Source organism: Stenotrophomonas maltophilia group sp. vghtpe118, assembly GCF_052605195.1.
The window spans coordinates 2,429,766-2,450,028 of sequence record NZ_CP199672.1 but is presented as its reverse complement, the minus strand read 5'-3'; the positions used below and the strand labels follow the sequence as shown (position 1 = coordinate 2,450,028).

The 20,263-nt window shown below is 64.3% G+C and carries 25 protein-coding genes; 12 read left to right on the top strand and 13 right to left on the bottom strand.

What is annotated here, in order from left to right:
* Positions 1-51 precede the first annotated feature (51 nt).
* Positions 52-438 carry a hypothetical protein gene (locus ACUDTM_RS11270; protein ID WP_445391315.1) on the top strand — a complete coding sequence of 129 codons (387 nt, stop codon included), beginning with the start codon at positions 52-54 and terminating at the stop codon, positions 436-438.
* Between the two features lie 124 nt (positions 439-562).
* Here ACUDTM_RS11270 and ACUDTM_RS11265 read toward each other — a convergent pair whose 3' ends face one another.
* The gene (locus ACUDTM_RS11265) at positions 563-2,062 is read right to left on the bottom strand and encodes a YifB family Mg chelatase-like AAA ATPase (protein WP_445391314.1); all 1,500 of its coding nucleotides are present in this window, start codon (positions 2,060-2,062) and stop codon (positions 563-565) included.
* A 445-nt stretch (positions 2,063-2,507) separates the two neighbouring features.
* Between ACUDTM_RS11265 and ACUDTM_RS11260 the strand changes: the two genes are divergently transcribed.
* A complete protein-coding gene (locus ACUDTM_RS11260; RefSeq protein WP_049440011.1) occupies positions 2,508-3,413 on the top strand; it encodes an Abi family protein in 906 nt (301 codons plus the stop codon).
* Between the two features lie 76 nt (positions 3,414-3,489).
* Here ACUDTM_RS11260 and ACUDTM_RS11255 read toward each other — a convergent pair whose 3' ends face one another.
* Together ACUDTM_RS11255 and ACUDTM_RS11250 are read right to left on the bottom strand one after the other, a co-directional pair.
* Positions 3,490-3,978: a cold-shock protein gene (locus tag ACUDTM_RS11255; protein WP_227836804.1), complete on the bottom strand. Its 489-nt coding sequence runs from the start codon at positions 3,976-3,978 to the stop codon at positions 3,490-3,492.
* A gap of 45 nt (positions 3,979-4,023) precedes the next feature.
* The gene (locus ACUDTM_RS11250) at positions 4,024-4,380 is read right to left on the bottom strand and encodes a hypothetical protein (RefSeq protein WP_021201939.1); all 357 of its coding nucleotides are present in this window, start codon (positions 4,378-4,380) and stop codon (positions 4,024-4,026) included.
* A gap of 627 nt (positions 4,381-5,007) precedes the next feature.
* Here ACUDTM_RS11250 and ACUDTM_RS11245 point away from each other — a divergent pair.
* Complete coding sequence (locus ACUDTM_RS11245; RefSeq protein WP_353088952.1) at positions 5,008-5,610, top strand: DUF998 domain-containing protein; 603 nt, start codon at positions 5,008-5,010, stop codon at positions 5,608-5,610.
* Positions 5,611-5,706: 96 nt separating this feature from the next.
* On the opposite strand, the gene ACUDTM_RS11240 is transcribed toward ACUDTM_RS11245, so the two are convergent.
* Entirely contained in the window at positions 5,707-6,861 is a 1,155-nt protein-coding gene (locus ACUDTM_RS11240) for a hypothetical protein (protein ID WP_445391313.1), read from the bottom strand.
* A gap of 232 nt (positions 6,862-7,093) precedes the next feature.
* Here ACUDTM_RS11240 and ACUDTM_RS11235 point away from each other — a divergent pair, with 232 nt between their 5' ends.
* The 3 genes from ACUDTM_RS11235 to ACUDTM_RS11225 all read left to right on the top strand — a co-directional run bounded on the left by ACUDTM_RS11235 (position 7,094) and on the right by ACUDTM_RS11225 (position 8,558).
* The gene (locus tag ACUDTM_RS11235) at positions 7,094-7,288 is read left to right on the top strand and encodes a hypothetical protein (RefSeq protein ID WP_146257826.1); all 195 of its coding nucleotides are present in this window, start codon (positions 7,094-7,096) and stop codon (positions 7,286-7,288) included.
* Between the two features lie 107 nt (positions 7,289-7,395).
* The gene (locus tag ACUDTM_RS11230; RefSeq protein ID WP_111201373.1) at positions 7,396-7,980 is read left to right on the top strand and encodes a hypothetical protein; all 585 of its coding nucleotides are present in this window, start codon (positions 7,396-7,398) and stop codon (positions 7,978-7,980) included.
* A gap of 143 nt (positions 7,981-8,123) precedes the next feature.
* Positions 8,124-8,558 (top strand): DUF4279 domain-containing protein, encoded by a 435-nt coding sequence (locus tag ACUDTM_RS11225; protein ID WP_346607393.1) that lies wholly within the window; start codon positions 8,124-8,126, stop codon positions 8,556-8,558.
* Between the two features lie 4 nt (positions 8,559-8,562).
* Here the strand turns inward: ACUDTM_RS11225 and arr are convergent, their stop codons facing one another.
* Positions 8,563-8,997 (bottom strand): NAD(+)--rifampin ADP-ribosyltransferase, encoded by a 435-nt coding sequence (arr, locus tag ACUDTM_RS11220; protein WP_053497430.1) that lies wholly within the window; start codon positions 8,995-8,997, stop codon positions 8,563-8,565.
* Between the two features lie 126 nt (positions 8,998-9,123).
* Positions 9,124-9,375: a ubiquinone biosynthesis accessory factor UbiK gene (gene ubiK / locus ACUDTM_RS11215; protein WP_088497368.1), complete on the bottom strand. Its 252-nt coding sequence runs from the start codon at positions 9,373-9,375 to the stop codon at positions 9,124-9,126.
* Positions 9,376-9,448: 73 nt separating this feature from the next.
* On the opposite strand from ubiK (ACUDTM_RS11215), the gene ACUDTM_RS11210 reads away from it, so the two are divergent.
* The gene (locus ACUDTM_RS11210; RefSeq protein WP_353088948.1) at positions 9,449-10,378 is read left to right on the top strand and encodes a hypothetical protein; all 930 of its coding nucleotides are present in this window, start codon (positions 9,449-9,451) and stop codon (positions 10,376-10,378) included.
* 35 nt (positions 10,379-10,413) lie between these two features.
* Here ACUDTM_RS11210 and ubiK (ACUDTM_RS11205) read toward each other — a convergent pair whose 3' ends face one another.
* On the bottom strand, positions 10,414-10,671 hold the full coding sequence (ubiK, locus tag ACUDTM_RS11205; RefSeq protein ID WP_069138732.1) for a ubiquinone biosynthesis accessory factor UbiK: 258 nt from the start codon (positions 10,669-10,671) through the stop codon (positions 10,414-10,416).
* Between the two features lie 155 nt (positions 10,672-10,826).
* Between ubiK (ACUDTM_RS11205) and ACUDTM_RS11200 the strand changes: the two genes are divergently transcribed.
* Positions 10,827-11,165 (top strand): P-II family nitrogen regulator, encoded by a 339-nt coding sequence (locus ACUDTM_RS11200; protein WP_005411374.1) that lies wholly within the window; start codon positions 10,827-10,829, stop codon positions 11,163-11,165.
* Positions 11,166-11,290: 125 nt separating this feature from the next.
* Here the strand turns inward: ACUDTM_RS11200 and ACUDTM_RS11195 are convergent, their stop codons facing one another.
* Complete coding sequence (locus tag ACUDTM_RS11195; RefSeq protein WP_353088946.1) at positions 11,291-11,950, bottom strand: RIO1 family regulatory kinase/ATPase domain-containing protein; 660 nt, start codon at positions 11,948-11,950, stop codon at positions 11,291-11,293.
* 436 nt (positions 11,951-12,386) lie between these two features.
* On the opposite strand from ACUDTM_RS11195, the gene ACUDTM_RS11190 reads away from it, so the two are divergent.
* Positions 12,387-13,292: an aspartyl/asparaginyl beta-hydroxylase domain-containing protein gene (locus ACUDTM_RS11190; RefSeq protein ID WP_032954620.1), complete on the top strand. Its 906-nt coding sequence runs from the start codon at positions 12,387-12,389 to the stop codon at positions 13,290-13,292.
* Positions 13,293-13,416: 124 nt separating this feature from the next.
* On the opposite strand, the gene speE is transcribed toward ACUDTM_RS11190, so the two are convergent.
* Positions 13,417-14,271, bottom strand: a complete 855-nt coding sequence (gene speE / locus ACUDTM_RS11185; RefSeq protein ID WP_111008176.1) for a polyamine aminopropyltransferase — start codon at positions 14,269-14,271, stop codon at positions 13,417-13,419.
* Between the two features lie 191 nt (positions 14,272-14,462).
* On the opposite strand from speE, the gene speA reads away from it, so the two are divergent.
* Together speA and ACUDTM_RS11175 are read left to right on the top strand one after the other, a co-directional pair.
* Positions 14,463-16,352: an arginine decarboxylase gene (gene speA, locus ACUDTM_RS11180; protein ID WP_061480252.1), complete on the top strand. Its 1,890-nt coding sequence runs from the start codon at positions 14,463-14,465 to the stop codon at positions 16,350-16,352.
* Positions 16,353-16,388: 36 nt separating this feature from the next.
* Positions 16,389-16,709 carry a DUF6122 family protein gene (locus tag ACUDTM_RS11175; RefSeq protein WP_445391472.1) on the top strand — a complete coding sequence of 107 codons (321 nt, stop codon included), beginning with the start codon at positions 16,389-16,391 and terminating at the stop codon, positions 16,707-16,709.
* A 132-nt stretch (positions 16,710-16,841) separates the two neighbouring features.
* Here the strand turns inward: ACUDTM_RS11175 and ACUDTM_RS11170 are convergent, their stop codons facing one another.
* The 3 genes from ACUDTM_RS11170 to ACUDTM_RS11160 are packed head-to-tail and all read right to left on the bottom strand — an operon-like array spanning position 16,842 to position 19,107.
* Entirely contained in the window at positions 16,842-18,161 is a 1,320-nt protein-coding gene (locus ACUDTM_RS11170) for a sensor histidine kinase (RefSeq protein ID WP_072167933.1), read from the bottom strand.
* On the bottom strand, positions 18,158-18,817 hold the full coding sequence (locus ACUDTM_RS11165) for a response regulator transcription factor (RefSeq protein ID WP_353080610.1): 660 nt from the start codon (positions 18,815-18,817) through the stop codon (positions 18,158-18,160). The genes ACUDTM_RS11170 and ACUDTM_RS11165 overlap by 4 nt, the downstream gene beginning before the upstream one ends.
* On the bottom strand, positions 18,817-19,107 hold the full coding sequence (locus ACUDTM_RS11160; RefSeq protein WP_072167931.1) for a PepSY domain-containing protein: 291 nt from the start codon (positions 19,105-19,107) through the stop codon (positions 18,817-18,819). The genes ACUDTM_RS11165 and ACUDTM_RS11160 overlap by 1 nt, the downstream gene beginning before the upstream one ends.
* Positions 19,108-19,262: 155 nt before the next feature.
* On the opposite strand from ACUDTM_RS11160, the gene ACUDTM_RS11155 reads away from it, so the two are divergent.
* Positions 19,263-19,697, top strand: a complete 435-nt coding sequence (locus ACUDTM_RS11155; RefSeq protein WP_072167930.1) for a PepSY domain-containing protein — start codon at positions 19,263-19,265, stop codon at positions 19,695-19,697.
* Between the two features lie 83 nt (positions 19,698-19,780).
* On the opposite strand, the gene ACUDTM_RS11150 is transcribed toward ACUDTM_RS11155, so the two are convergent.
* A complete protein-coding gene (locus tag ACUDTM_RS11150; RefSeq protein ID WP_061480247.1) occupies positions 19,781-20,263 on the bottom strand; it encodes a hypothetical protein in 483 nt (160 codons plus the stop codon).

Genomic DNA, 20,263 nt, shown 5'->3' with positions numbered 1-20,263 from the left:
CGCCTTGCGCAATCAACAGGGATTTTCTGGCGGCGACGCAAGGTTCCCACAATGTTGCTGGGTCATCCTGTGCGCATGGCACAGCAGACCCCGCCAACCCGGTTGTTCGGCATCCGAGGCCCAGGACGGCCCCGGCAGGCGCCGTCCGTGGCACCTGTGATCGACCTGCAGGCCGAGTACCAGTTCTGGCACGTCTACGAACGCGTGGTCCGCCCGCTGCCCGGCGGTGGGCTGCGCCGGGCCTGGCTGGTGTGCCAGAAGGTGTATCGCGACCGCTGGCAGCACCCGCACGACAGCGACGAGGCGGCGTTGTCGCGGGTGTTGTTCGGCGACAACATGACGGCTGGCCGGGCATCGGAGCTGGCGGAGCTCCATGCGCTGGTCAGCCGTCGGGTGGCGTTGCTGGCGAAGCGGGGACGGGTGCATTCGGCAGCCTGATGCCTGCCCTTGGTGGGGTCGACTGTTAGTCGACCGCTCTTCGCATCTACCTCTCAGAAGGCCGCGCTTCGCGCGAGAGTCGACCAACGGTCGACTCTACCAATAGCCAACCCGACCGGCATTTCTAAGGCTTTCCCCGATCCAACTGCCGATACCCGATCGCCTCAGCCAGATGCGCGGTCTGAATACCCTCACAACCCGCCAGATCCGCAATCGTGCGCGCCACGCGCAGAATCCGGTACATCGCACGTGCGGAAAGCTGCAGACGCTCGATGGCCTGTTCAAGCATGTCCTGATCGCCCTCGCTCAGTCGGGTACACGCCCGCAGCGCCGCTGGCGGGAGATGCGCATTGAGCCCGCCACGCGCCTGCTGCCGGGCATGGGCGGCTTCCACCCGTGCACGTACCGCAGCACTGGGCTCACCCAGTGGCGTGCTCTCCCGCAACTCCACTGCGTCCATACGCGCCACACTGATATGCAGGTCGATGCGGTCCAGCAGCGGGCCAGAAACCCGCGCACGGTAGCGGTTGATGCGCTCATCACTGCACAGGCAGCGGTTACTGCGGTCGCCGGCCCAGCCACAGGGGCAAGGATTCATCGCAGCCACCAGCTGGAAGCGCGCCGGGTACTGCACGCTGCGTGCCGCGCGGGCGATGCGGATGTGGCCGGATTCCAGCGGCTCTCGCAGGGTTTCCAACGCACTGCGGTTCCACTCTGGTAGCTCATCCAGGAACAGCACGCCGTGATGGGCCAGCGAGATCTCGCCGGGGCAGGGCGGATTGCCCCCACCCACCAGCGCCGCCGCACTCGCGCTGTGGTGCGGCGCCCGGAACGGACGCTGTCGCCAGCGCCGCGGGTCCAGCCCTTCGCCACTCACCGACGCAATCGCGGCCAGCTGCAGCGCCTCGGCTTCCTCGGTGTCCGGCAACAGGCTGGGCAGGCGTGACGCCAGCAATGTCTTGCCGCAGCCAGGGCTACCGATCAGCAGAAGATGGTGACCACCCGCTGCGGCCACTTCCAACGCACGACGTGCGTGCGCCTGCCCGCGCACGTCGGCCAGATCGGGCAGTGGCAACGGTGTCGTGTCCACGCGCTCCACGGACGGCAACAGACGCGGATTGCCCAACCCGGCGCAGCACTCCAGCAGCGTGCGGGCCACGCGCACATCGGCGTGCTCGGCCAGGGCCGCCTCGGCGGCATTGCCCGGCGGCACCACCAGGATGCGCCCGGCATCAGCCGCCGCAATCGCCGCCGGCAGCGCGCCGGCCACCGGCCTCAGCTCGCCGGTCAGGCCAAGCTCACCCAGGAACTCGTATTGCAGCAGCGACTGCGGATCGATCTGGCCACTGGCTGCCAGAATGCCCAACGCGATGGCCAGGTCGTAACGCCCGCCTTCCTTGGGCAGGTCAGCGGGCGCGAGGTTGAGCGTGATGCGTCGCTGCGGAAAGTCGAAGCGCGCGCAAAGAAGGGCGGCACGCACGCGCTCACGGGATTCACGCACGCTGGTCTCGGCCAGGCCGACAATCTGGGTGGCGGGCAGGCCACCGGAGAGATGCACTTCCACCCGCACCAGCGGGGCATCGACCCCGGCGCGGGCACGGCTGTGGACCAGCGCCAGGCTCATGTGTGGTTTCCTGCGGAGGGGCGCTTGATGGTGCGGCAGGCGTTCCGCGTGGGATATCGGGGATTTCAGGTGAAGCGGCTAGGGGGATTCCGGCAGACCGTTGGAGTGCGCCTGCGCGCTTCATAGCGGCCGGTGTCCGCGATCGAGTGTCGGAACTCAACCGATATGACGTGGAACAACGCCGGGGAATAGGCCGTTGCCGCTCGCCCGGGCCGGCCTTTCACCTCACTGTATCTGCGCCCAGGAGACTGCGGAAATCCAAGAAAATTCCCCATGAAGTGCTTTTCGTACAGGCATTTACATTTCACCAGAACTACACACATTTACTTGAAGGTAAGCAAAAGGGGCGCTAAAATTCACCCAACACACCCGCCAAGCCTCTGACGCGCTAGTTCGCGACATGCTCAAATTGGCGGGTTTTTTTTGCCTGCTGATTGGAGTCGGGATGACCCGCTACCGCAAACCGCCCCTGTCGATTCAGGAACAGTTGGATCTGCTCCAGCAGCGCGGGCTTGCCATTGGTGATACCGCCAATGCCAATCGATACCTGCAGCGTGTCGGCTACTATCGTCTTATGGGCTATCTCTACACACAGCGCATGCCCGGTAGCGACAATTTCCGCGATCAAGCGACATTCGAAGAAGCGATAAGCCTCTATGAGTTCGATAGAGCGCTTAGAGACCTGGTGATGGAGGCCGTCGGCCATATCGAGGTCGCAACGCGGACCGTGCTCACGTACCACTTTGCGCATGCGAGCGGCGCCTTCGGCCATCTGGAAGCGTGTAATCTGACCTTCGCTGGACAGGAGCATGCAGATTGGCTGGATGGCGTCGAAAGTGAAGTGGTGCGCTCCAGGGAGACGTTCATTCGGCACTACCGGGACAAGTACACCTCACCGGCGTTTCCCAAAGTACCGGTTTGGATGGCAACGGAAGTCATGTCGCTGGGGTCGCTCTCCCGCCTCTACAAAGCGCTTCGTACCCGTGAGCAGAAAGCTGTTGCGGGTGAGATGGGCCTGGCAGCCCCCGTCTTCGCGAACTGGCTGCATGTCACCAGCGTGGCGCGAAACGTCGTTGCACATCACAGCAGGCTTTGGAACAAGGAGCTCGGTGTTTCGGCGGTTCGTCCTCGGTCGGCGGGATGGTCTGAACATGAGGCACCGTATGCGCCGAACCGCTCCTTCTTTCTGTTGCTCCTGCTTCGCAAACTTCTGGAAGCGACAACCGCTGATTCCAAGGATTGGCGTGAACGTGTCGATGCCCACCTCGCGGCTGGCCTGACGAACGAAGTTCGAGTGAAGAGCCTCGGGGCTGCGGCAGGATGGCAGGGGCACCGCCTGTGGCGCGGGTGAGACCAGGAGTCGCCTTTGCTGTCGAGAGAGCTTTCGGTGGCTTCGTGTTATGGATGGCCGGTCGGGGGGATTCTCGTCAATCGCGGTGCGGCGCCCCAAGTAGACACCGCTGCTCATCAGGCATCGCCCCATTGAAGCGCCCAAACCGCGCCTCAACCCACGAAGGCCCCGCACTTTCCACCAGCAACCGCCCCTGGCTCTGATGCAGATCCAGCCAGCGCTCGAAGCTGGTGCGCAGACGCTCGATGTCCGGCGCCCGCCACCGTGCATCGGCGGGCATGCGGATCAGCACGCGCGAGGGCGCATTCTCCACCTCCATCACCAGCACGCGCTTGCATCGGATCTCGAAGGACGTTGCTCTGGCATGGCGTGTATGCAGTTCAAAACCCTCGTGGGCCTTCGCGGTCACGAAGCCGAGCGCATCACTGTGCAGCAGGCGGTAATCGTCCGGCTGCAGCTTCTGGTAGGCCCACACCTGATCGCTCGCAGGCTCAGGCCACTCCACCCACATCGCGCCGATCACCGCGATGCACACCGCCGCAGCGGCAAGGCCGTGCATCTTCATTCGTCACCCCGCACACAGGCAGAAAGGTCCGCGCCATAAGCGCGCTCAGTCCTTGGGTCGCATCCGCTCGTGGATGAAGGCGGTCAGCGCGAGATCGGCCATCACCAGCCCCTCCATCACCCGGTCGCCCACGTACTGCTCCGGCTCGCCGTTCTGGCGCGTGCGCTCGGCCGCCAGCAGGATCTCCTGCACGATGCGCTGGCCGGTGAGTGCGCAGTCGGCGTCGGACAACGCCATCTGCCGGCTGCGTAGATGGTGCCGCTCGGGCCAGGGCTGGCCGTCGGCCGCAGCGCCCGCACCGATGGCGTGCAGGATGGCGATGAGGCTGTTGGGGTCCAGCGCGGGCGCGGGTGACGGCGCTTCCTGGATCGGGCGCGGGGGCGGGGAGTGCGGTGTGGTCATGGCGGGCTCCGTGCAAGCAGGCGGACGCCGCCACCGATAAAGGTGGCGGGCAGAGCGTGGCTCGAAAACCGGATGTTGGGAACCGGCGGGTACAGGACCCCCACGCCCCGCCCGCCATAGCCGGCAGACGGATTGCCAGCCGGCACCACGCGCGGTGGTGCCGGCTGGCAAGCGCAAACTACTTCCCAACAAAACGGGCTTTCGAGTCCCGACCACCGATGCACGGTGGCGCAGTAACGATTACCTGCTTTTGTTCGGAATGCCAACGGGTAGGGGTCAATGCCGCCAAAACCCGAGACGTTTTTGGCATTGTCGCATAGCGAGGAAAGCGGCGAGAGCCTTGGCGTGCTTGGCGCAGCGGCACTTCTGGGACGGAGTCGTCAGAACCTTCCGCCAGAGACGCAGGGAGCGGCAAATGCGACAGCATTGGTCCGACGGTCGCTGATGGATGCCACGTATTTCGCCTCTATGCGTGAGTGACTTTCTGCCTATTGACCCCGCGGGGCGCCACGCAGAATCTGACTACCGCTGTAGTCACTCAGAACTGTTCTGCCCGCAGCAGGAAGGTTCTGCGGCGTTTGAACGGACTCCACCCACTGGCGCAGGCCGCTACAAGGATCACTTTACGTGTTACGCCGCAATCGACTTCTTCTGTCTGCGGGTCTGCTCCCGCTCCCGTGGTTCCTGTTCTGGACCAGCGTTGCCGCCGTGTTCGCGCCGGGCTACAACCCGCTTGCACAGCACGCCAGCGAGCTGCTGCAGGCGCCGACGCTTGCAAGCATCGGCGCCAGGATTGCCGCCATCGGCTCTGGCGTAGGCTTCGTGGCGTTCTCCATCGGGGTATGGCGGGAGTCCGGTCGCCGGATTGCCGTAGGCGCGATCTGCTGGATGGTATTTGGCATCTCCATGCTGACCAACGGGCTCTGGCCCATGGGCCATCCGATGCACGGCTTTTACACCATCGGTATCGCCAACATCATTGCACCGGCGATGTCACACATCGAGTTGAGTGCATGGTCTGCCAACCGAAGGGCGTACGCCGTGACCGCTGTGGTGAGCATCGGGGGCATCGTCTATCTCTGGTTGAACGTGGTGGGAGCGGACCCGGAGGGGTTCAGGGGATTGACCCAGCGCGTGTTTTCGTCGATCAACTCGCTGTGGCCGTTCTTGGTTGCGCTGTACCTACTGCGAAGGGATTCAAGCGCGCTGAAGGCGCAGCCGGCGCTTTGATGGAAAGGCATTCTGGTGTACGGACGGCGTGCAGCGCACTCCCCGCGAGTTCCTGGGCGGGCCCCTTAGCTGGAACCCACCCAGTACCAAAATTGATCAATTCAGTTCATAGCGCTCTTCGATTACGGCGAACAGCTGGGCAGCCTCTTCTTCGGCGCGCCTGTTCTCATCGGCTGCAAGGGGCACCAATTCGATTCCATCCTCTCCCCCAACATACGCTGGCCCGCCCACATCGTCGTCGTACGGCCCACCGTATTCGTCGATCGCTTCAAATCGATCCTGGCTCAGGTCTCGACCCAGCATACGCGAGAGATGTATCCAGACCCAAGCGCGGAACGGCGTCTCGTTGTGGTTTTCAATAAGTGTACGCATGGCAGATAGGTCTCCCGAGCGCGCGCGTACGGCCAGCCATTGATGGGCCAGCTCGGGTCGACCATTCGCATCGGCCAAGTCAGCCATTTCATATGCATCCATATCATCCGACGGCTCAAGCTCGAGCACACCGGGATCTCCGTAGCGCTCCGCTGTGAGCAACAGCGCACGCCTGTCCTTGCCCCGTGCCGCCTCAAGGAGGTGGTACCGATGCTTGGTCACGACCTGAATGAAGCTGTCTACGCCGTCGGCGATCTCTGCGAAACTCACGGGCTCGGTCGACCACTGGCCACGTCGGCGCAGCTCCCGACCGAAACGGTCGCCGTCTTCTTCTGACAGATCGCCATACGCATCGAGTACGTACGCAGTTGCCAAGTGCGCTGCGGGAACGCCCCGCGCCGCGGCTGCCTCCAATCCCTCGAGCAGCAGAGGGAGCTCGCCGCGCAGCGCATCAAAGTCTTGCAGGATGCGGCTGCTCAGGATGGTCGAGATCCAAGTGTCGACGACAGGCGACTCCCGCTCGTCGATCTCCATCCACTCCTCTTCATCGCTTGCCAGCGCTGCAATGATCTCGTCAAAACGGACCGGTGCGTAGCCGGATGCTTCGAGGAAGTTGGCTAAGCACGGGGCCACGCGCTTTGCCTCCTCGGGTGAGATCCCAAACTGCAGACATCGCTGGATGATCCTGCCTTCATCCGCCACGAGCCCGGTGTCGCGCCAAGCGACGTCGCACCATGCGGCCTGGTGATGGAAGGCTGCATGGGTAGAGAAGCCAGCGGCGGCCGCCAGCAGTTCGTGGACTTGGCTACGGGTAAGCGACGTACAGCCCTGCGCCCGAAGGTGCGCATGGACAAGAAACGCATATTGCTTGATGGTCATGACTCATCCTCGACGGCCAAGCCGATCCGGGGCTGGCGCACACGTTTAAGTCCCCGGCAGCTGGCCAGAAGTAGAGTCGATCATGGGTACGGCCTGTTTTTGCTCGTGTGCAAGCAAGGCGGGCGCCGCAGTCAGCGTATGCCCTTTGCTACAGGAATTACAAGGGCTCGCTAGAACTTCTTCGTAGGTCCCTTGAGCGAAATTCTGGGATTCCCAAGCTGGGACTGCGCCCATGACTCCAGTGGACCTACTGGCCTCTGGGGCCTATCGCGACTATCTACTCGGCTTTGACGCGTACGTGAAGAAGCAGCCCCTCAAGTATGAGGCACTGATCGAGCCGATCATCGTCCGTGTGCAGGTAATGGGGAAGGGATTGGTCGATGTCCGCATCTGTGCTGGCTTGTTAGCCGGGCGGCAGCCGGCCTAAGATCGTGGTGTATAAGGGTGGAAAGTCCCCATACGCTGCCTTGTGGGTAAGTAGCACAACCGGACCCAGGGTCCTTCTATTGGGTAGTTCACCGCCAAGGAGGAGGCGTGGCGATCAACAGAACAAGCACACTAATTCACTGGAACTACTTCCTCGCGTTGGAGGAAGACTTGGATCGGCTCGCCCGGTACGTTGATCTATCGGGCCAGAACGACGGCACCTTTTCCATTGAGATAGCTCGTCTGTTTCTGAGCGCTAGTGCCGAGGTCGACGTCGTCCTCAAGCAGATAGCCTTAAAGCACAATCCAACCTCAAAGGCTTCGAGCATCAACGCTTACTACCCGGATATCGTGCCGCATTGTCCAAATTTTATTGGCTTTAGCGTCCTTGTTCCTCGGTATGGTCTTACGCTCAACCCATGGACAAGCTGGACGGCCAATACACCGCCGTTCTGGTGGCAGGATCACAATAAGGTAAAGCATCACCGACACAACCACTTCGACAAGGCCACGTTGAAGAACTGCCTAAACTCCGTCGCAGCACTCTTTGTCAGCGTTATCCACCTATATTCTACTGAGGCCGCGCAAGGAGGATTGCTATCACTTCCTCGCATTCTTAACGTGGATGATGCGCATTTCGGTGGGACAAGCATGGGCCGCTACGGGCATAGCTTCCGTTACAACGTGACTTAGCGGCTAAAGAGCTCATTACTGCCGAAGCCGCTTCGCAGCTGGGCCTGAGCTCTGCTATTAACGATCGCTTCCGGTTGATAGCTGACCTTGCGTCGATGAGGCGTGTGGATTGGAAGAGATTCCGAAAGGACAATTGGATTCCAATGGCCGCATTCGATCATTCCCTGGTAACCCTCAGATTCTTCGGAGACGACCTCCTGCCTGAAGAAGTCAGTGCCTTGCTCGGGGCGACTCCAACCGCATCGCATCACAAGGGCCAGGAACTCAGAGGCAACCAATCAGGCACCGTGCGTATCGCCAGGACCGGCAGCTGGCGACTTGATGCGGAGCATCGTGAGCCTGAAGATCTGGAGGCTCAGATCTTCGAGATCCTCGATCAGCTCACCGGCGATCTCGCCGTATGGCAGTCATTGGCACGGTTCCGGCCTGACTTGTTCTGTGGTCTCTTCATGGGCAGCAGCAACGACGGTGTCTCGCTTTCACCCCGCGCGCTGCTCGCATTGGGAGAGCGCGGCATTGAGCTCGGGCTGGACATCTATGAAGCCGATGAAGAGGTGTGCAACGCCCAACGCCAGTAGGTCATCAATTGATGATCTCCCCACTGCCCGAAGCAACAAACGCCTTCAACTGCCGAACGAACTCCGAGTCATACAGCTCCCACTCCACAATCTCCCCCACCACCCGCAACGGCTGCGCACTCCGATACGACCGCGTCGGGTTCCCGGGAAACTTCTTGTTGGTCACGTTCGGGTCGTCTTCAAACGGCCCGGTCGGCTCCACCACATACACACGCGGCCGCCCTTCACCGCGGGCCATCTCTGCAGCCAACCCGGCGCCCTTGGCAATGGTGGTGAAGTAGATGTGGTTCATCACCACACTGTCGCGATAGTTGGAGCGGAAGCCCGCGCTGAGCAGCTCGCCCACCGCCAGATCAGCGCGGGTGCCGTGATAGAACGGCCCGGCGATCTGGTCGCAGGTGTCATGCGAAACGGGTGTCCATTCGGTGTCCTGCGCCATCGGCACTGCCCCTGCGTGTCCTGCCGGATCGACAGGCCGGCGAGTCTAGGGCGCCCGGTGGGCCTTGCTGCAAGGCCCCATCCGGGAAATAATCTGTAAACGGGAGGCGCAGTGCGCCTCCTTTTTTCATTCTGCGGCGCCGCGCCCTTCCAGCTCGCGCACGGCGGTTTCCAGTGCGTCCAGCTTCTGGCGGGTCTTCAGCAGCACGGCGCGCTGCACTTCGAACTCCTCGCGGGTGACCAGGTCGAGCTTGGCCAGGCCGGCGTGCAGCGCGCTCTTGAAGGTGGCCCGCAGTTCCTCGCGCGACTCGCGCAGGCCCGGCGGCACCAGGTCGCTGAGGCGACGGGCGAGATCATCGAGTTGATTCAGGTCGATCATGGGGAGGGGGCCGTGGGGTAACAGCCGGTTCGATCTTCAGCCCGCCGAGTTAAACCACGCATGAAACCTTGTGATGGCTTCCTCAGTCCATTCCCTAGGACTTTTCGAGCACAAAGGCAGTGGCTGGCGGGGCTTGTTAGGAAAAGGGCTACAGGTCATTGACCGGGCGTACGATGCGCGCAACAGGATTTCGACGCTAACGTTCCCCGATAGGAACGGAAGCCAGACTTGGAGTTACGCCGCAGATGGGCTTCCAACACAGGTAGTCACGCTCGCCAATACCAATCAGAAGGGGACAGTCACTGTCGGTCTCAGCAAGGTCGACAGCCCAAAGACGGGGGTGCAGGTGATCGCCCAAGAAGATCAGCACGATATTGATACGGCGGAGCGTGGACGCGCCGCGGCCACCAGTGATGAGGTTCGTGCCACAGAGCGGAGTGCTTACGGCACGGAGGCGGTTGTTGCTAAAGGCCTTGGGATCAACATCAGCAAGGGTGAACAGGCCAAGGGGGGAGGGTTCTGTTGCAAACTGGGAAGCGCGTCAGCCCAAGACCGAGAAGGACAAATGACTATGAAATCTGCGTCATTGGTGCCCATGCTGGGCCTGCTGCTATCTGCATATGCCAGTGTAGGGGCGGCAGCGGTAAAAGACGATCCTTATGAAGAAGTGCTGTGTGCCATCACTAAGAATCCCGGCAAATATGATCGGGATGAGGTCGTGTTGTCAGCTCGATATGTAACGGATAACCGCCACGAAGAGGTTCTGCGCAACTCCCGCTGTAGCGATGGCGCACGAATCCTCGATATCGGCAAGCATGGGGCCGCCAGTTCGGTCGCACGTTTTTACGCCGAACAGAAGCGCATATGCCTGGAGCGTAACAGTCCTGGCCTGTGCAATGTCTCTGCCAGCGTGCAGGTGTCCGGCCGGATTCGGCTGACGCAGGATCGTGCCGTGTTCGATCTCGAGGACGTGAGGCACTTCGCGTTTGACGATGAGCGGTAGTCTGCTTTTCGCCTCGCTGTCTGGCGAAAGTGGCGTCAACTCAAATCTGATGTCGAGCGCCTTTCCAGCTCACGCACGGTCGCTTCCAGTGCATCCAACTTCTCGCGGGTCTTCAACAACACAGCACGCTGCACTTCAAACTCTTCGCGCGTCACCAGGTCCAGTTTGGCCAGCCCCGCCTGCAGCGCGCTCTTGAAGGTGGCCTGCAGTTCCTCGCGCGACTCGCGCAGGCCCGGCGGCACCAGGTCGCTGAGGCGGCGGGCGAGGTCATCGATTTGGTTCAGGTCGATCATGGGGTGCTCCGTGGGGGTGGGCCCGTGCATCCGGCGCGGGCAGGCCGTTCGCACACAAGGATACTGCTGGCACCCACTGCCCGGACAGGCCGCAGCGGCTTCGCACGGGCCACGTTCAGGCGCTATCCTCCACGCCGGAAGACAGGAGATAGACGATGAAGATGGTCATGGCGGTGATCAAGCCGTTCAAGCTCGACGACGTGCGCGAAGCACTGGCCGAGCGTGGGGTTACCGGCATCACGGTGACGGAAGTGAAGGGCTTTGGTCGCCAGAAGGGCCATACCGAGCTGTACCGTGGCGCGGAGTATGTGGTCGATTTCCTGCCGAAGGTGAAGCTGGAAGTGGCGGTGACCGATGACCAGGTGGAGGCGGTGGTTGAGGCGATCGTGAAGGCCGCCGGCACCGGCAAGATCGGTGACGGCAAGGTGTTCGTGTACGACCTGGGCAGCGTGGTGCGTATTCGTACCGGTGAACTGGACGCTGACGCGTTGTAACCCGTTTGGCGGGATGTTGTAGAGCCGAGCCGATGCTCGGCTGCATTTCGCGCGATGCAGGAACAGCAGCCGAGCGCGGGCTCGGCTCTACAAAGAGCGGTAACGCGGTCGAGCGAGCTCGACCCCTACCGCCGCTTGGCCCACTTGTAGAACCGCTTCCAGCCCTGGCGCACCGCGGCGACCCAGCCCGGGTCGGCCACCAGCGCGGCCTGCGCGGCACTCGGGGCCTGGCCGGTTACGCGCTGGCGGATCTTCAGCAGGTTCTTCATGTCGCTGCGGCTGAGCTGGCGGCTGAGTGGGTTGCGGCGCAGCCAGCGCGGTACGCGCCAGGCCGAGGTGAAGTCCAGCAGCACCGGCACGCCGCCGCTGACCACCACGTTGGTGCCATGCAGGTCGTTGTGGGTGATGCCGGCGGCGTGCAGGCGGCTGAGCGCGTGCTGCAGCTGCTCGAACACTTCATTGCCGACGGCCTGCGCGGTGCTGAGCGTCTGGCCGGGGATGAACTCCATGCCCAGCGCCAGGCCGCCCAGGGTGCCGAGCAGTGCGGGGGCATGCTTCCAGCCGCCGAGGCGCTGCAGCATGCGTGCTTCACGGCGCACCATCAGCCGCGCGATCAGCGAAACGGGGGTGCCGCGGTAGCGGGAGTAGTCCTTGATGACCGCCTCGCGCCCGTCCAGGCAGGTGCGGTAGACATCCGGGGCCAGGAAACGCTCGCCGCGCTTGAGCAGCAGCGGGGAGGCGGCGTCATCGCCGCAGGAAGAGGATGGCAGGGCAGGAAGGTGCATGTCGGGGTCTCGGACGACCCGGTGGGTGGCGCAAAGCGTCAAGCGAACCGGTGTTACAGGGAGTTACTAAGTTTTCGTTAATTTTAGTACTCGCCAGTTCGCTATTCCACGATTTGTCGGAGAAATGTCGGGGCCGTGGCTGGAACAGTTCGTCGCGCAGAATCGGACAATTCTGTCTCACTTATTCCAGTTGGCCTTTAGTATCAACCGCTTGCGCGCTCAGCCCTGCGCCTCGTCCACAACCGGCTGAACGCGGCGCACGGGCAACTTGACCCCGGCGCACGGCCTGCCGACCATAAGCTGTTAGCCCGCGACATCGGCGGCCGCCCCCCTCCGGCACGTCCCCGTCCCCTGCCGCGTTCCCCACCGGTGCTGGCCGCCTGGCCGTGCATCGCCCCGTTTCCCGTTCCGGCCGCGGCTGGAGGAAAGTGCTTTGATCATCAAAATCGTCATTGCAGCGCTGTTCGTGGCCTGCGTGCTGTACATCCACTTCCGTGGCAAGGTCCGCGCGCGCTGGTCGCGCCAGCTGCTGGACCACTCCAGTTTCATGGCCCCGATCAACGTGGTCATGTACATGTTCTCGAAGGTGCCGACCACGCCGTTCCTGGACCCGGGCAAGGAGTTCCCGCAGCTGGAGCCGCTGCGCCAGAACTGGCAGATGATCCGCGACGAGGCGCTGGCGCTGCGCGACGCGCAGAAGATCGCCGCCTCCAGCACGTTCAACGATGCCGGCTTCAATTCGTTCTTCCGCCGAGGCTGGAAGCGCTTCTACCTGAAGTGGTACGGCCCGTCGCACCCGTCGGCGAAGACGCTGTGCCCGAAGACCACGGCGCTGATCGAGTCGATCCCGGATGTGCGTGCGGCGATGTTCGCGCAGCTGCCGCCGGGCAGTGAGCTGCGCCCGCACCGCGACCCGTTCGCCGGCTCGCTGCGCCTGCACCTGGGCCTGAGCACGCCCAACGACGATGCCTGCTACATCGAAGTGGACGGCATCAAGAAGAGCTGGCGCGACGGCGAGTGGATGATGTTCGACGAGACCTACATCCACCATGCGCACAACGAGACCCAGCAGGACCGCGTGATCCTGTTCTGCGACATCGCCCGCCCGCTGCGCTTCGGCCTGCCGGGGCTGTTCAACCGCGCGGTGGCGGCCACGCTGCTGGCCGGCGGCGCCTCGCCCAACCTGCCGGGTGACCCAACCGGTGGCGTCAACAAGGCATTCGGCAGCGTCTACAAGGTGCGCCTGAAGGCCAAGGCACTGCGCGAGCGCAGCGTGGTGGCCTACCAGCTGATCAAGTGGGGCCTGGTGGTGGCGGTGATCGCGGGTATCTGGGCGCTGTAACTGTAGAGCCGAGCCCATGCTCGGCTTGGTTTACCGCAACCTGTCCGAAGAGCAGCCGAGCGTGGGCTCGGCTCTACAGAAAGCAGAAAACCCGCGCTGTCGCCAGCGCGGGTTTTTGTTTGGATCAACCCTTCAATGCAGCCTGCACGAACGGCGGGGTCACCAGTACGCCGGTGTGCAGCGCGGCGGTGTAGTACAGGGTGTTGAAGGCCTTGGCGGCCGAGTCGGCCTGGCGGAAGTCGAAGCTGCTGTCGCCCTTGCGCGCCATGGTCACGCTCCACCAGCCGGTGGGGTAGCACGGCTGCGGGAACGGCAGGGTCTTGAACGAACCGAAGCCGGCCTTGCCCATCTCGGTGCGCATTTCGTTGATCAGCGCCAGCTGCATCAGCGGCGACTCGGACTGCTGCACCAGGATGCCGTCGTCCTTCAGGGCCTTGAAGCAGCTCTCGTAGAAGGCCTTGTTGAACAGGCCCTCACCCGGGCCGACCGGGTCGGTCGAGTCCACGATCACCACGTCCACGCTGCCGGCCGGGCAGTTGGCCATGTAGGCCACGCCGTCGTCGAACAGCAGCTCGGCGCGGGCGTCGTCGTTGGAGTCGCACAGTTCCGGGAAGTGCTTGCGCGCCATCACGGTGACCTGCTCGTCGATATCGCACTGGGTCACGCTCTCCACGCCGGTGTGCTTGAGCACTTCGCGCAGGGTGCCGCAGTCGCCGCCACCGATGATCACCACGCGCTTGGGCGCGGCGTGGGTGAACAGCACCGGGTGGCTGATCATCTCGTGGTAGAAGAAGTTGTCCTTGCTGGTCAGCATGATGGCCCCGTCGATGGTCATCAGGTTGCCCCAGTCGGTGGTCTGGAAGATCTCGATCTTCTGGAACGGCGACTGCACCTCGTCCAGCTTGCCGGTGATGCGGTAGCCGATGGCCGAGCCGGTGCGCTCGAAGTGTTCGATGTACCAGTTGTTGCTGTCAGTCATGGGAAAACAGTCCTGTTCGGAGGGGTGGAGCCGGGCTGGCGGGCGGGGCCGCGTGGCACAGATGCCACATCCGGACGGATCGGCCCGTTCAGGTTGGAACCTGTCACGGGCGCGGGCGCGCATGATAACGAACCTGTGGGCACATAGGCGTTATCATGCCCCCCCTTTTATTGCCAACAAGGCCGACTGAAATGACCGATTGGTCCCTCGACCAAGCCCGCAAGACCTACTCGATCCCGCATTGGGCGGACGGTTACTTCGACGTGGATCAGGCCGGGCACATGGTGGTGAGACCGACCGGGGCGGACGGCCCGGTGGTGTCGCTGCCCAAGGTGGTCGACGCGGCGCGGGCGGCGGGCGCCAAGCTGCCGCTGCTGGTGCGCTTCCCGGACATCCTCGGCCAGCGCCTGGGCAAGCTGCAGGCGGCCTTCGCCCAGGCCCAGCAGGACTGGGAGTACAGCGGCGGCTACACCGCCGTGTACCCGATCAAGGTCAACCAGACCCGCGGCGTGGCCGGCACCCTGGCCAGCCACCACGGCGAGGGCTTCGGCCTGGAAGCGGGCAGCAAGCCCGAGCTGATGGCCGTGCTGGCGCTGTCGCGCCCGGGCGGGCTGATCGTCTGCAACGGCTACAAGGACCGCGAGTACATCCGCCTGGCCCTGATCGGCCGCAAGCTGGGCCTGCAGACCTTCATCGTCATCGAGAAGCCGTCCGAGCTGAAGCTGGTGCTGGAAGAGTCCAAGGCGCTGGACGTGAAGCCGGGCCTGGGCGTGCGCATGCGCCTGGCCTCGCTGGGCGCCGGCAAGTGGCAGAACAGCGGTGGCGACAAGGCCAAGTTCGGCCTGTCGCCGCGCCAGCTGCTGGACCTGTGGAAGTCGCTGCGTGACACCGAGTACGCCGACTGCCTGAACCTGCTGCACTTCCACATGGGCTCGCAGATCTCCAACGTGCGCGACATCGCCAACGGCATGCGCGAAGCCACCCGCTACTTCGTGGAGCTGTCGCGCCTGGGCGCGAAGATCACCCACGTCGATGTGGGCGGTGGCCTGGGCGTGGACTATGAAGGCACCCGTTCGCGCAGCTTCTGCTCGATCAACTACGGCCTGCATTCCTACGCCAGCAACATCGTGCAGCCGCTGGCCAATGCCTGCGAAGAATTCGGCCTGACCCCGCCGCGCATCGTCACCGAGTGCGGCCGCGCAATGACCGCGCACCACGCGGTGCTGATCGCCAATGTGTCGGAAGTGGAAGAAGCGCAGGAAGGCCGCGTGCCGGACCAGCACGACGACGAGCCGGCGGCGATCCGCCACCTGCGCGAGATCCACGACGAGCTGGACGTGCGCCCGGCGGTGGAGCTGTTCCAGGAAGCGCAGCATTTCCATGCCGAAGGCCTGGCCAGCTACGCGCTGGGCCAGATCGACCTGCCGCAGCGCGCGCGCATCGACGATCTGTTCTACGCCATCGCCCACGGCGTGCGTGCGCGCCTGAGCTATGACGAGAAGAGCCATCGCCCGGTACTGGATGAACTGAACGAGCGCCTGGTCGACAAGTACTTCGTCAACTTCAGCGTGTTCGAATCGATCCCGGACGTGTGGGCGATCGACCAGGTGTTCCCGATCGTGCCGATCGAGCGCCTGGATGAAACCCCGGACCGCCGCGGCATCATCGCCGACATGACCTGCGATTCGGACGGCATGGTGGAAACCTATGTCGAGAACGAGAGCCTGGACAGCTCGCTGCCGCTGCACAAGATGAAGCCGGGCGAGAGCTACCGCATCGGCTTCTTCATGGTCGGCGCCTACCAGGAAATCCTGGGCGACATCCACAACCTGTTCGGCGATACCGACGCGGTGGAAGTGCTGGCCGATGCCGATGGCTATGCCATTACCCAGCAGCGCCGTGGCGATACCACCGACGTGATGCTGGACTACGTGGGTTACCGCCTGGACGAACTGCGGGCGACCTATGCGCAGCGCGTGGCTGCAGCGCAGCTGTCGCCGGAACGCGCGCAGGAACTGTCGGACGCGCTGGAAGCCGGCTTGACCGGTTACACCTACCTGTCTGACGAACCGCTGGTCTGATGGACAGCGCCGGGCTTGCCCGGCGCTACCGTTGCGATGAGCGCGCGCGCGATCTTCCACCTGTTCCTGCATGCCGCCGTGCCAGCGTTGCTGGCATCGCTGTTCTGGCGCAAACGCTTCGCCTCGGCGTGGTTGTTGATGCTGCTGGGCTGGATCATCGACCTGGACCATCTGCTGGCCGACCCGATCTATGCACCGAACCGCTGCAGCATTGGTTTCCATCCGCTGCACACCGCACCGGCCATCGCGGTCTATGCGGGCCTGTGCGTACCGAGGAAAACGCGGTTGTTCGGCATCGGTCTGATCATCCACATCGTGCTGGACGCAATTGATTGCTGGTGGATGCATCACCGTTGATGCTTGATGCACGGCGACCGGTCGGATTGGCGCTTGGTAGAGCCGGCCGCTGGCCGGCTTCCGCAGGGTGTTCCTGGTGACCACGTGGTTGCCGGCCAGCGGCCGGCACTACCCACCGTCAGGTTGGTCGTTTCACCCCACCGGCAGCCACAACGTCGCGCGCAGGCCCAGCTGTACATTCTCCAGCGCCACGCGTCCGCCATAACTGGCGGCGATATCGCCCACGATCGCCAGCCCCAATCCACTGCTGCCCACGCGCTCATCCAGCCGCACGCCACGCTGGGTGACCCGTTGCAGGGCGTCTGCGGCCAGGCCGGGGCCGTCGTCGCGGACCTCAATGCGCAACTGGCCGTCGTCGGCTTCCGCGCTGACCTGGACCTGCCGCTGTGCCCAGCGCCCGGCATTGTCCAGCAGGTTGCCCAGCATCTCCTCCAAGTCCGCACTGGCACCGGCGAACTGCAGCGCCGGTTCGATACCGGCCGCCGTGAACGTGATGCCACGTTCGCCATGCACGCGTGCCATCAGCCGGCACATCGCCTGAGCGACGGCCGCCACGCCGGTCCGCTGGCGATGGTCGGCGGCCAGTCCTGCAGCCAGGTAACGGTCGACACTGGCCTGCATACGCGCACTCTGCTCGCGCACGGTGGCCCGCCAGTGCGCGCCATCGCCGTCGGCTTCGGTGGCCAGTACGCTCAGCGGGGTTTTCAGCGCATGCGCCAGATCCTGTGCACTGGTGCGTGCGCGCGCGACCATGCGTTGCTGGTGGTCCAGCAGCGCGTTGAGTTCTTCCCCCAGCGGTGCGACTTCCGCGCCCAGCCCTTGGGTTTCGATGCGCTGCGCATCGCCGCGCCGTACCCGTTCCAGCTGCGCACCGAGGCGATGCAGTGGGCGCAGGCCGAAGTGCACCTGGCTGGCCAGCACCGCCAGCCAGGCGGCGACCAGCACGCCCAGCGCGATGGCGGTGCGCTTGCGGAATGCAGCGACATCCGCATCCAACGCACTGCGATCAGTGGCAACCACGGCCACGAACGGTTCGCTGGCGCGTGGCAGGCGCACCTGCTGCACGCGTGCGCGCAGGGATTGCTGCAGCGGCCCGGGCAGGTTGCGGGTGGCCGGCCCGGCAACCGGCGCCGGCAGGGTTTCATCCCACAGCGAGCGTGACTGCAGCAGCACGCGGCCATCGGCACCGGCGATCTGCCAGTAGGCACCGGAGAACACGCGCTGGAAGCGTGCGTCATTGGGTTCCTGGCGCAGGCGCAGCTGTCCGTCCGCATCCACTTCGGCCTGCGCCAGCAGGGTCAGCATGTCCTGCTGCAGTTCGTGGTCGAGGCGGTCGCGCGCGCTGCGCTTGAACAGCTCGCCCAGCAACGCGCTGGCCAGCAGCGAGACCAGCAGCAGGCCGACGCCGCCGGCCAGCAGCAGGCGCCGTCGCAGCGATGGTTGCCGGCTCACGGCGCGGCCAGCCGCCAGCCCTGGCCGCGCACGGTCTGGATCAGGTCGATGCCGAGCTTGCGTCGCACGCGTCCGAGCAGCACGTCCAGTGCATTGGAGTCCGGGTCGTGGCCACCGTCGAACACCTGATCGCCCAGCCGGTCGCGGCCGATCACCTGTCCGCTGTGATGGATGAAGTAGCTGAGCAGGCGGAACTCCTGCGGACTGAGCGGCAGCGCCTGCCCATCCAGCTCAAAGCGGCCGGCGTTGACGTCCAGCTGCAGCGGGCCGCAGTGCAGGCGCGGGCTGGCGTGGCCATGGCTGCGACGGATCAGTGCACGCAGCCGCAGCACCAGTTCGTCGGCCTGGAACGGTTTGGTCAGGTAGTCGTCGGCGCCGGCATCGAAGCCAGCCAGCTTGTCGTGCCAGCGCGCCCGCGCGGTCAGCACCAGCACCGGAAAGCTGCGGCCATTGCCGCGCCAGCGCTCGATCATGCTCAGTCCGTCCAGCCCGGGCAGGCCCAAGTCGACGATGGCGGCCTGCAGGTCTTCGACCTGGCCGATCTCCTCGGCCTGGCGGCCGTCAGCGACCACCGCCACCACATAGCCGGCCTGTTCCAGCAGGGGCACCAGGCGCTGTGCCAGTGCGGCATCGTCTTCGGCCAACAGGATGCGCATCAGTCGTCGAGCTCCGTCTTCAGCAGCTTTCCGCTGCGCGCATCATAGTCCAGCTCCACTACTACGCCGTCGCCGCGCAGGATCTCCACTTCGTAGACGCCGTCGTCCAGCTCCACTTCCAGGAGCTGGCCCGGGTAGCGCTTGAGCGCATCGCGCACCACGCTTTCCAGCGGCACGTAGCGGCCCTGCTGCACGGCACGGCGCGCGACCTGCTGCGCCGGGTCCTGTACGGGCGCGGCGGCGATCGGGGAGCCGGCCAGGGCCAGCAGCAGGGGCAGGGTGGGAAGCATGCGGGTGCAGAAAGAAAGAAGGAGGGGTTCAGGCGCGAGTGTGCCGGGGATGACTAACAGCCGGCTAACAGCCATGGCTAAGGCGCTGTTAACCGAGGCATGCATCGTGGCGTTGCCGGGATGGTCCGGCCACGAACACGAACAGGAGAACCCCCATGTTGAAGTCGCTCACCCTCGCCACCGTTGCCCTGCTGGCCATTGCACCGGCCGCACAGGCCGCACCGCTGGGCATGGCCCAGGTCGAACAGACCCTGCGCAAGGCCGGCTACACCCAGATCCACGAGATCGAACGCGATGACGGCCTGTGGGAAGCCGACGTGAGCCGCGCCGATGGCCGCTTCAGCGAAGTCTACGTGGACCCGAAGACCGGCGAGATCTTCGATGAGCACAGCGGCCGCGCGCTGCTGACCACCGAGCAGGTGCTGGCACGGGCGCAGTCGCATGGCCTGCGCGAGATCCATTCGCTGGAACGCGATGGGGCGACCTGGTCGCTGGAAGCCCGCAATGCCCGCAACCAGAAGGTGGAGGTGCGCCTGAGCGGTTACGACGGCCGCATCCTGCACAGCGAGCGCGATGGCTGGCTGGATTGACGTTGGCCTCTGTAGAGCCGAGCCCATGCTCGGCTTTGCGGCCAACCGTAGCCGAGCATGGGCTCGGCTCTACAGAGGCTGGCCTACCAGCCGTACGGCGGCGGGTAGTCCCAATAGCCCGGGCCGCGGCCGTAGTAGCCGCCATACGGGCCGAAGAAGCCCGGGCCCTTGCCCTCGCTCACATGGATGTTGAGGTTGACCCCGTGGGTCTTGCCCTCATCGGTGGTGTAGTTCTTGCTCAAATTCAGCGTGGCCGCGTTGTAGTGGCTGTTGCCGCCGTTCTTCGAATAGCCGATGCCGGTGGTGAAGCTGCCGGACACCTTGACCTTGTCGTCGGTGACGTCGGCGATCTTCGCGTCGTCGTGCACGCGCGGGCCGCTCTTGTCGCCGTAATAGGTGCCCGGCGGGTCCTGCTGCAGGGCCGGGTCGTTGAGGTAGCGCAGCGGCGCCTGCGGCAGCGTCAGGTCCAGGCCGGCAGCCTGCGGCGCGGTAGCGCCAGCGGCGGACTGGGCCAGCACGGTTCCCGGCAGGGCCAGGCACAGCAGCAGGGTCAGGGGGCGGATCAT

Bases quoted from the DNA above. Each gene is read 5' to 3' on its own strand.
- ACUDTM_RS11270 (WP_445391315.1), top strand. From the start codon at position 52: ATGTTGCTGGGTCATCCTGTGCGCATGGCACAGCAGACCCCGCCAACC.
- ACUDTM_RS11265 (WP_445391314.1), bottom strand. From the start codon at position 2,062: ATGAGCCTGGCGCTGGTCCACAGCCGTGCCCGCGCCGGGGTCGATGCC.
- ACUDTM_RS11260 (WP_049440011.1), top strand. From the start codon at position 2,508: ATGACCCGCTACCGCAAACCGCCCCTGTCGATTCAGGAACAGTTGGAT.
- ACUDTM_RS11255 (WP_227836804.1), bottom strand. From the start codon at position 3,978: ATGAAGATGCACGGCCTTGCCGCTGCGGCGGTGTGCATCGCGGTGATC.
- ACUDTM_RS11250 (WP_021201939.1), bottom strand. From the start codon at position 4,380: ATGACCACACCGCACTCCCCGCCCCCGCGCCCGATCCAGGAAGCGCCG.
- ACUDTM_RS11240 (WP_445391313.1), bottom strand. From the start codon at position 6,861: ATGACCATCAAGCAATATGCGTTTCTTGTCCATGCGCACCTTCGGGCG.
- ACUDTM_RS11235 (WP_146257826.1), top strand. From the start codon at position 7,094: ATGACTCCAGTGGACCTACTGGCCTCTGGGGCCTATCGCGACTATCTA.
- ACUDTM_RS11225 (WP_346607393.1), top strand. From the start codon at position 8,124: ATGGCCGCATTCGATCATTCCCTGGTAACCCTCAGATTCTTCGGAGAC.
- arr (WP_053497430.1), bottom strand. From the start codon at position 8,997: ATGGCGCAGGACACCGAATGGACACCCGTTTCGCATGACACCTGCGAC.
- ubiK (WP_088497368.1), bottom strand. From the start codon at position 9,375: ATGATCGACCTGAATCAACTCGATGATCTCGCCCGTCGCCTCAGCGAC.
- ACUDTM_RS11210 (WP_353088948.1), top strand. From the start codon at position 9,449: ATGGCTTCCTCAGTCCATTCCCTAGGACTTTTCGAGCACAAAGGCAGT.
- ubiK (WP_069138732.1), bottom strand. From the start codon at position 10,671: ATGATCGACCTGAACCAAATCGATGACCTCGCCCGCCGCCTCAGCGAC.
- ACUDTM_RS11200 (WP_005411374.1), top strand. From the start codon at position 10,827: ATGAAGATGGTCATGGCGGTGATCAAGCCGTTCAAGCTCGACGACGTG.
- ACUDTM_RS11195 (WP_353088946.1), bottom strand. From the start codon at position 11,950: ATGCACCTTCCTGCCCTGCCATCCTCTTCCTGCGGCGATGACGCCGCC.
- speE (WP_111008176.1), bottom strand. From the start codon at position 14,271: ATGACTGACAGCAACAACTGGTACATCGAACACTTCGAGCGCACCGGC.
- speA (WP_061480252.1), top strand. From the start codon at position 14,463: ATGACCGATTGGTCCCTCGACCAAGCCCGCAAGACCTACTCGATCCCG.
- ACUDTM_RS11175 (WP_445391472.1), top strand. From the start codon at position 16,389: ATGAGCGCGCGCGCGATCTTCCACCTGTTCCTGCATGCCGCCGTGCCA.
- ACUDTM_RS11165 (WP_353080610.1), bottom strand. From the start codon at position 18,817: ATGCGCATCCTGTTGGCCGAAGACGATGCCGCACTGGCACAGCGCCTG.
- ACUDTM_RS11160 (WP_072167931.1), bottom strand. From the start codon at position 19,107: ATGCTTCCCACCCTGCCCCTGCTGCTGGCCCTGGCCGGCTCCCCGATC.
- ACUDTM_RS11155 (WP_072167930.1), top strand. From the start codon at position 19,263: ATGTTGAAGTCGCTCACCCTCGCCACCGTTGCCCTGCTGGCCATTGCA.
- ACUDTM_RS11150 (WP_061480247.1), bottom strand. From the start codon at position 20,263: ATGATCCGCCCCCTGACCCTGCTGCTGTGCCTGGCCCTGCCGGGAACC.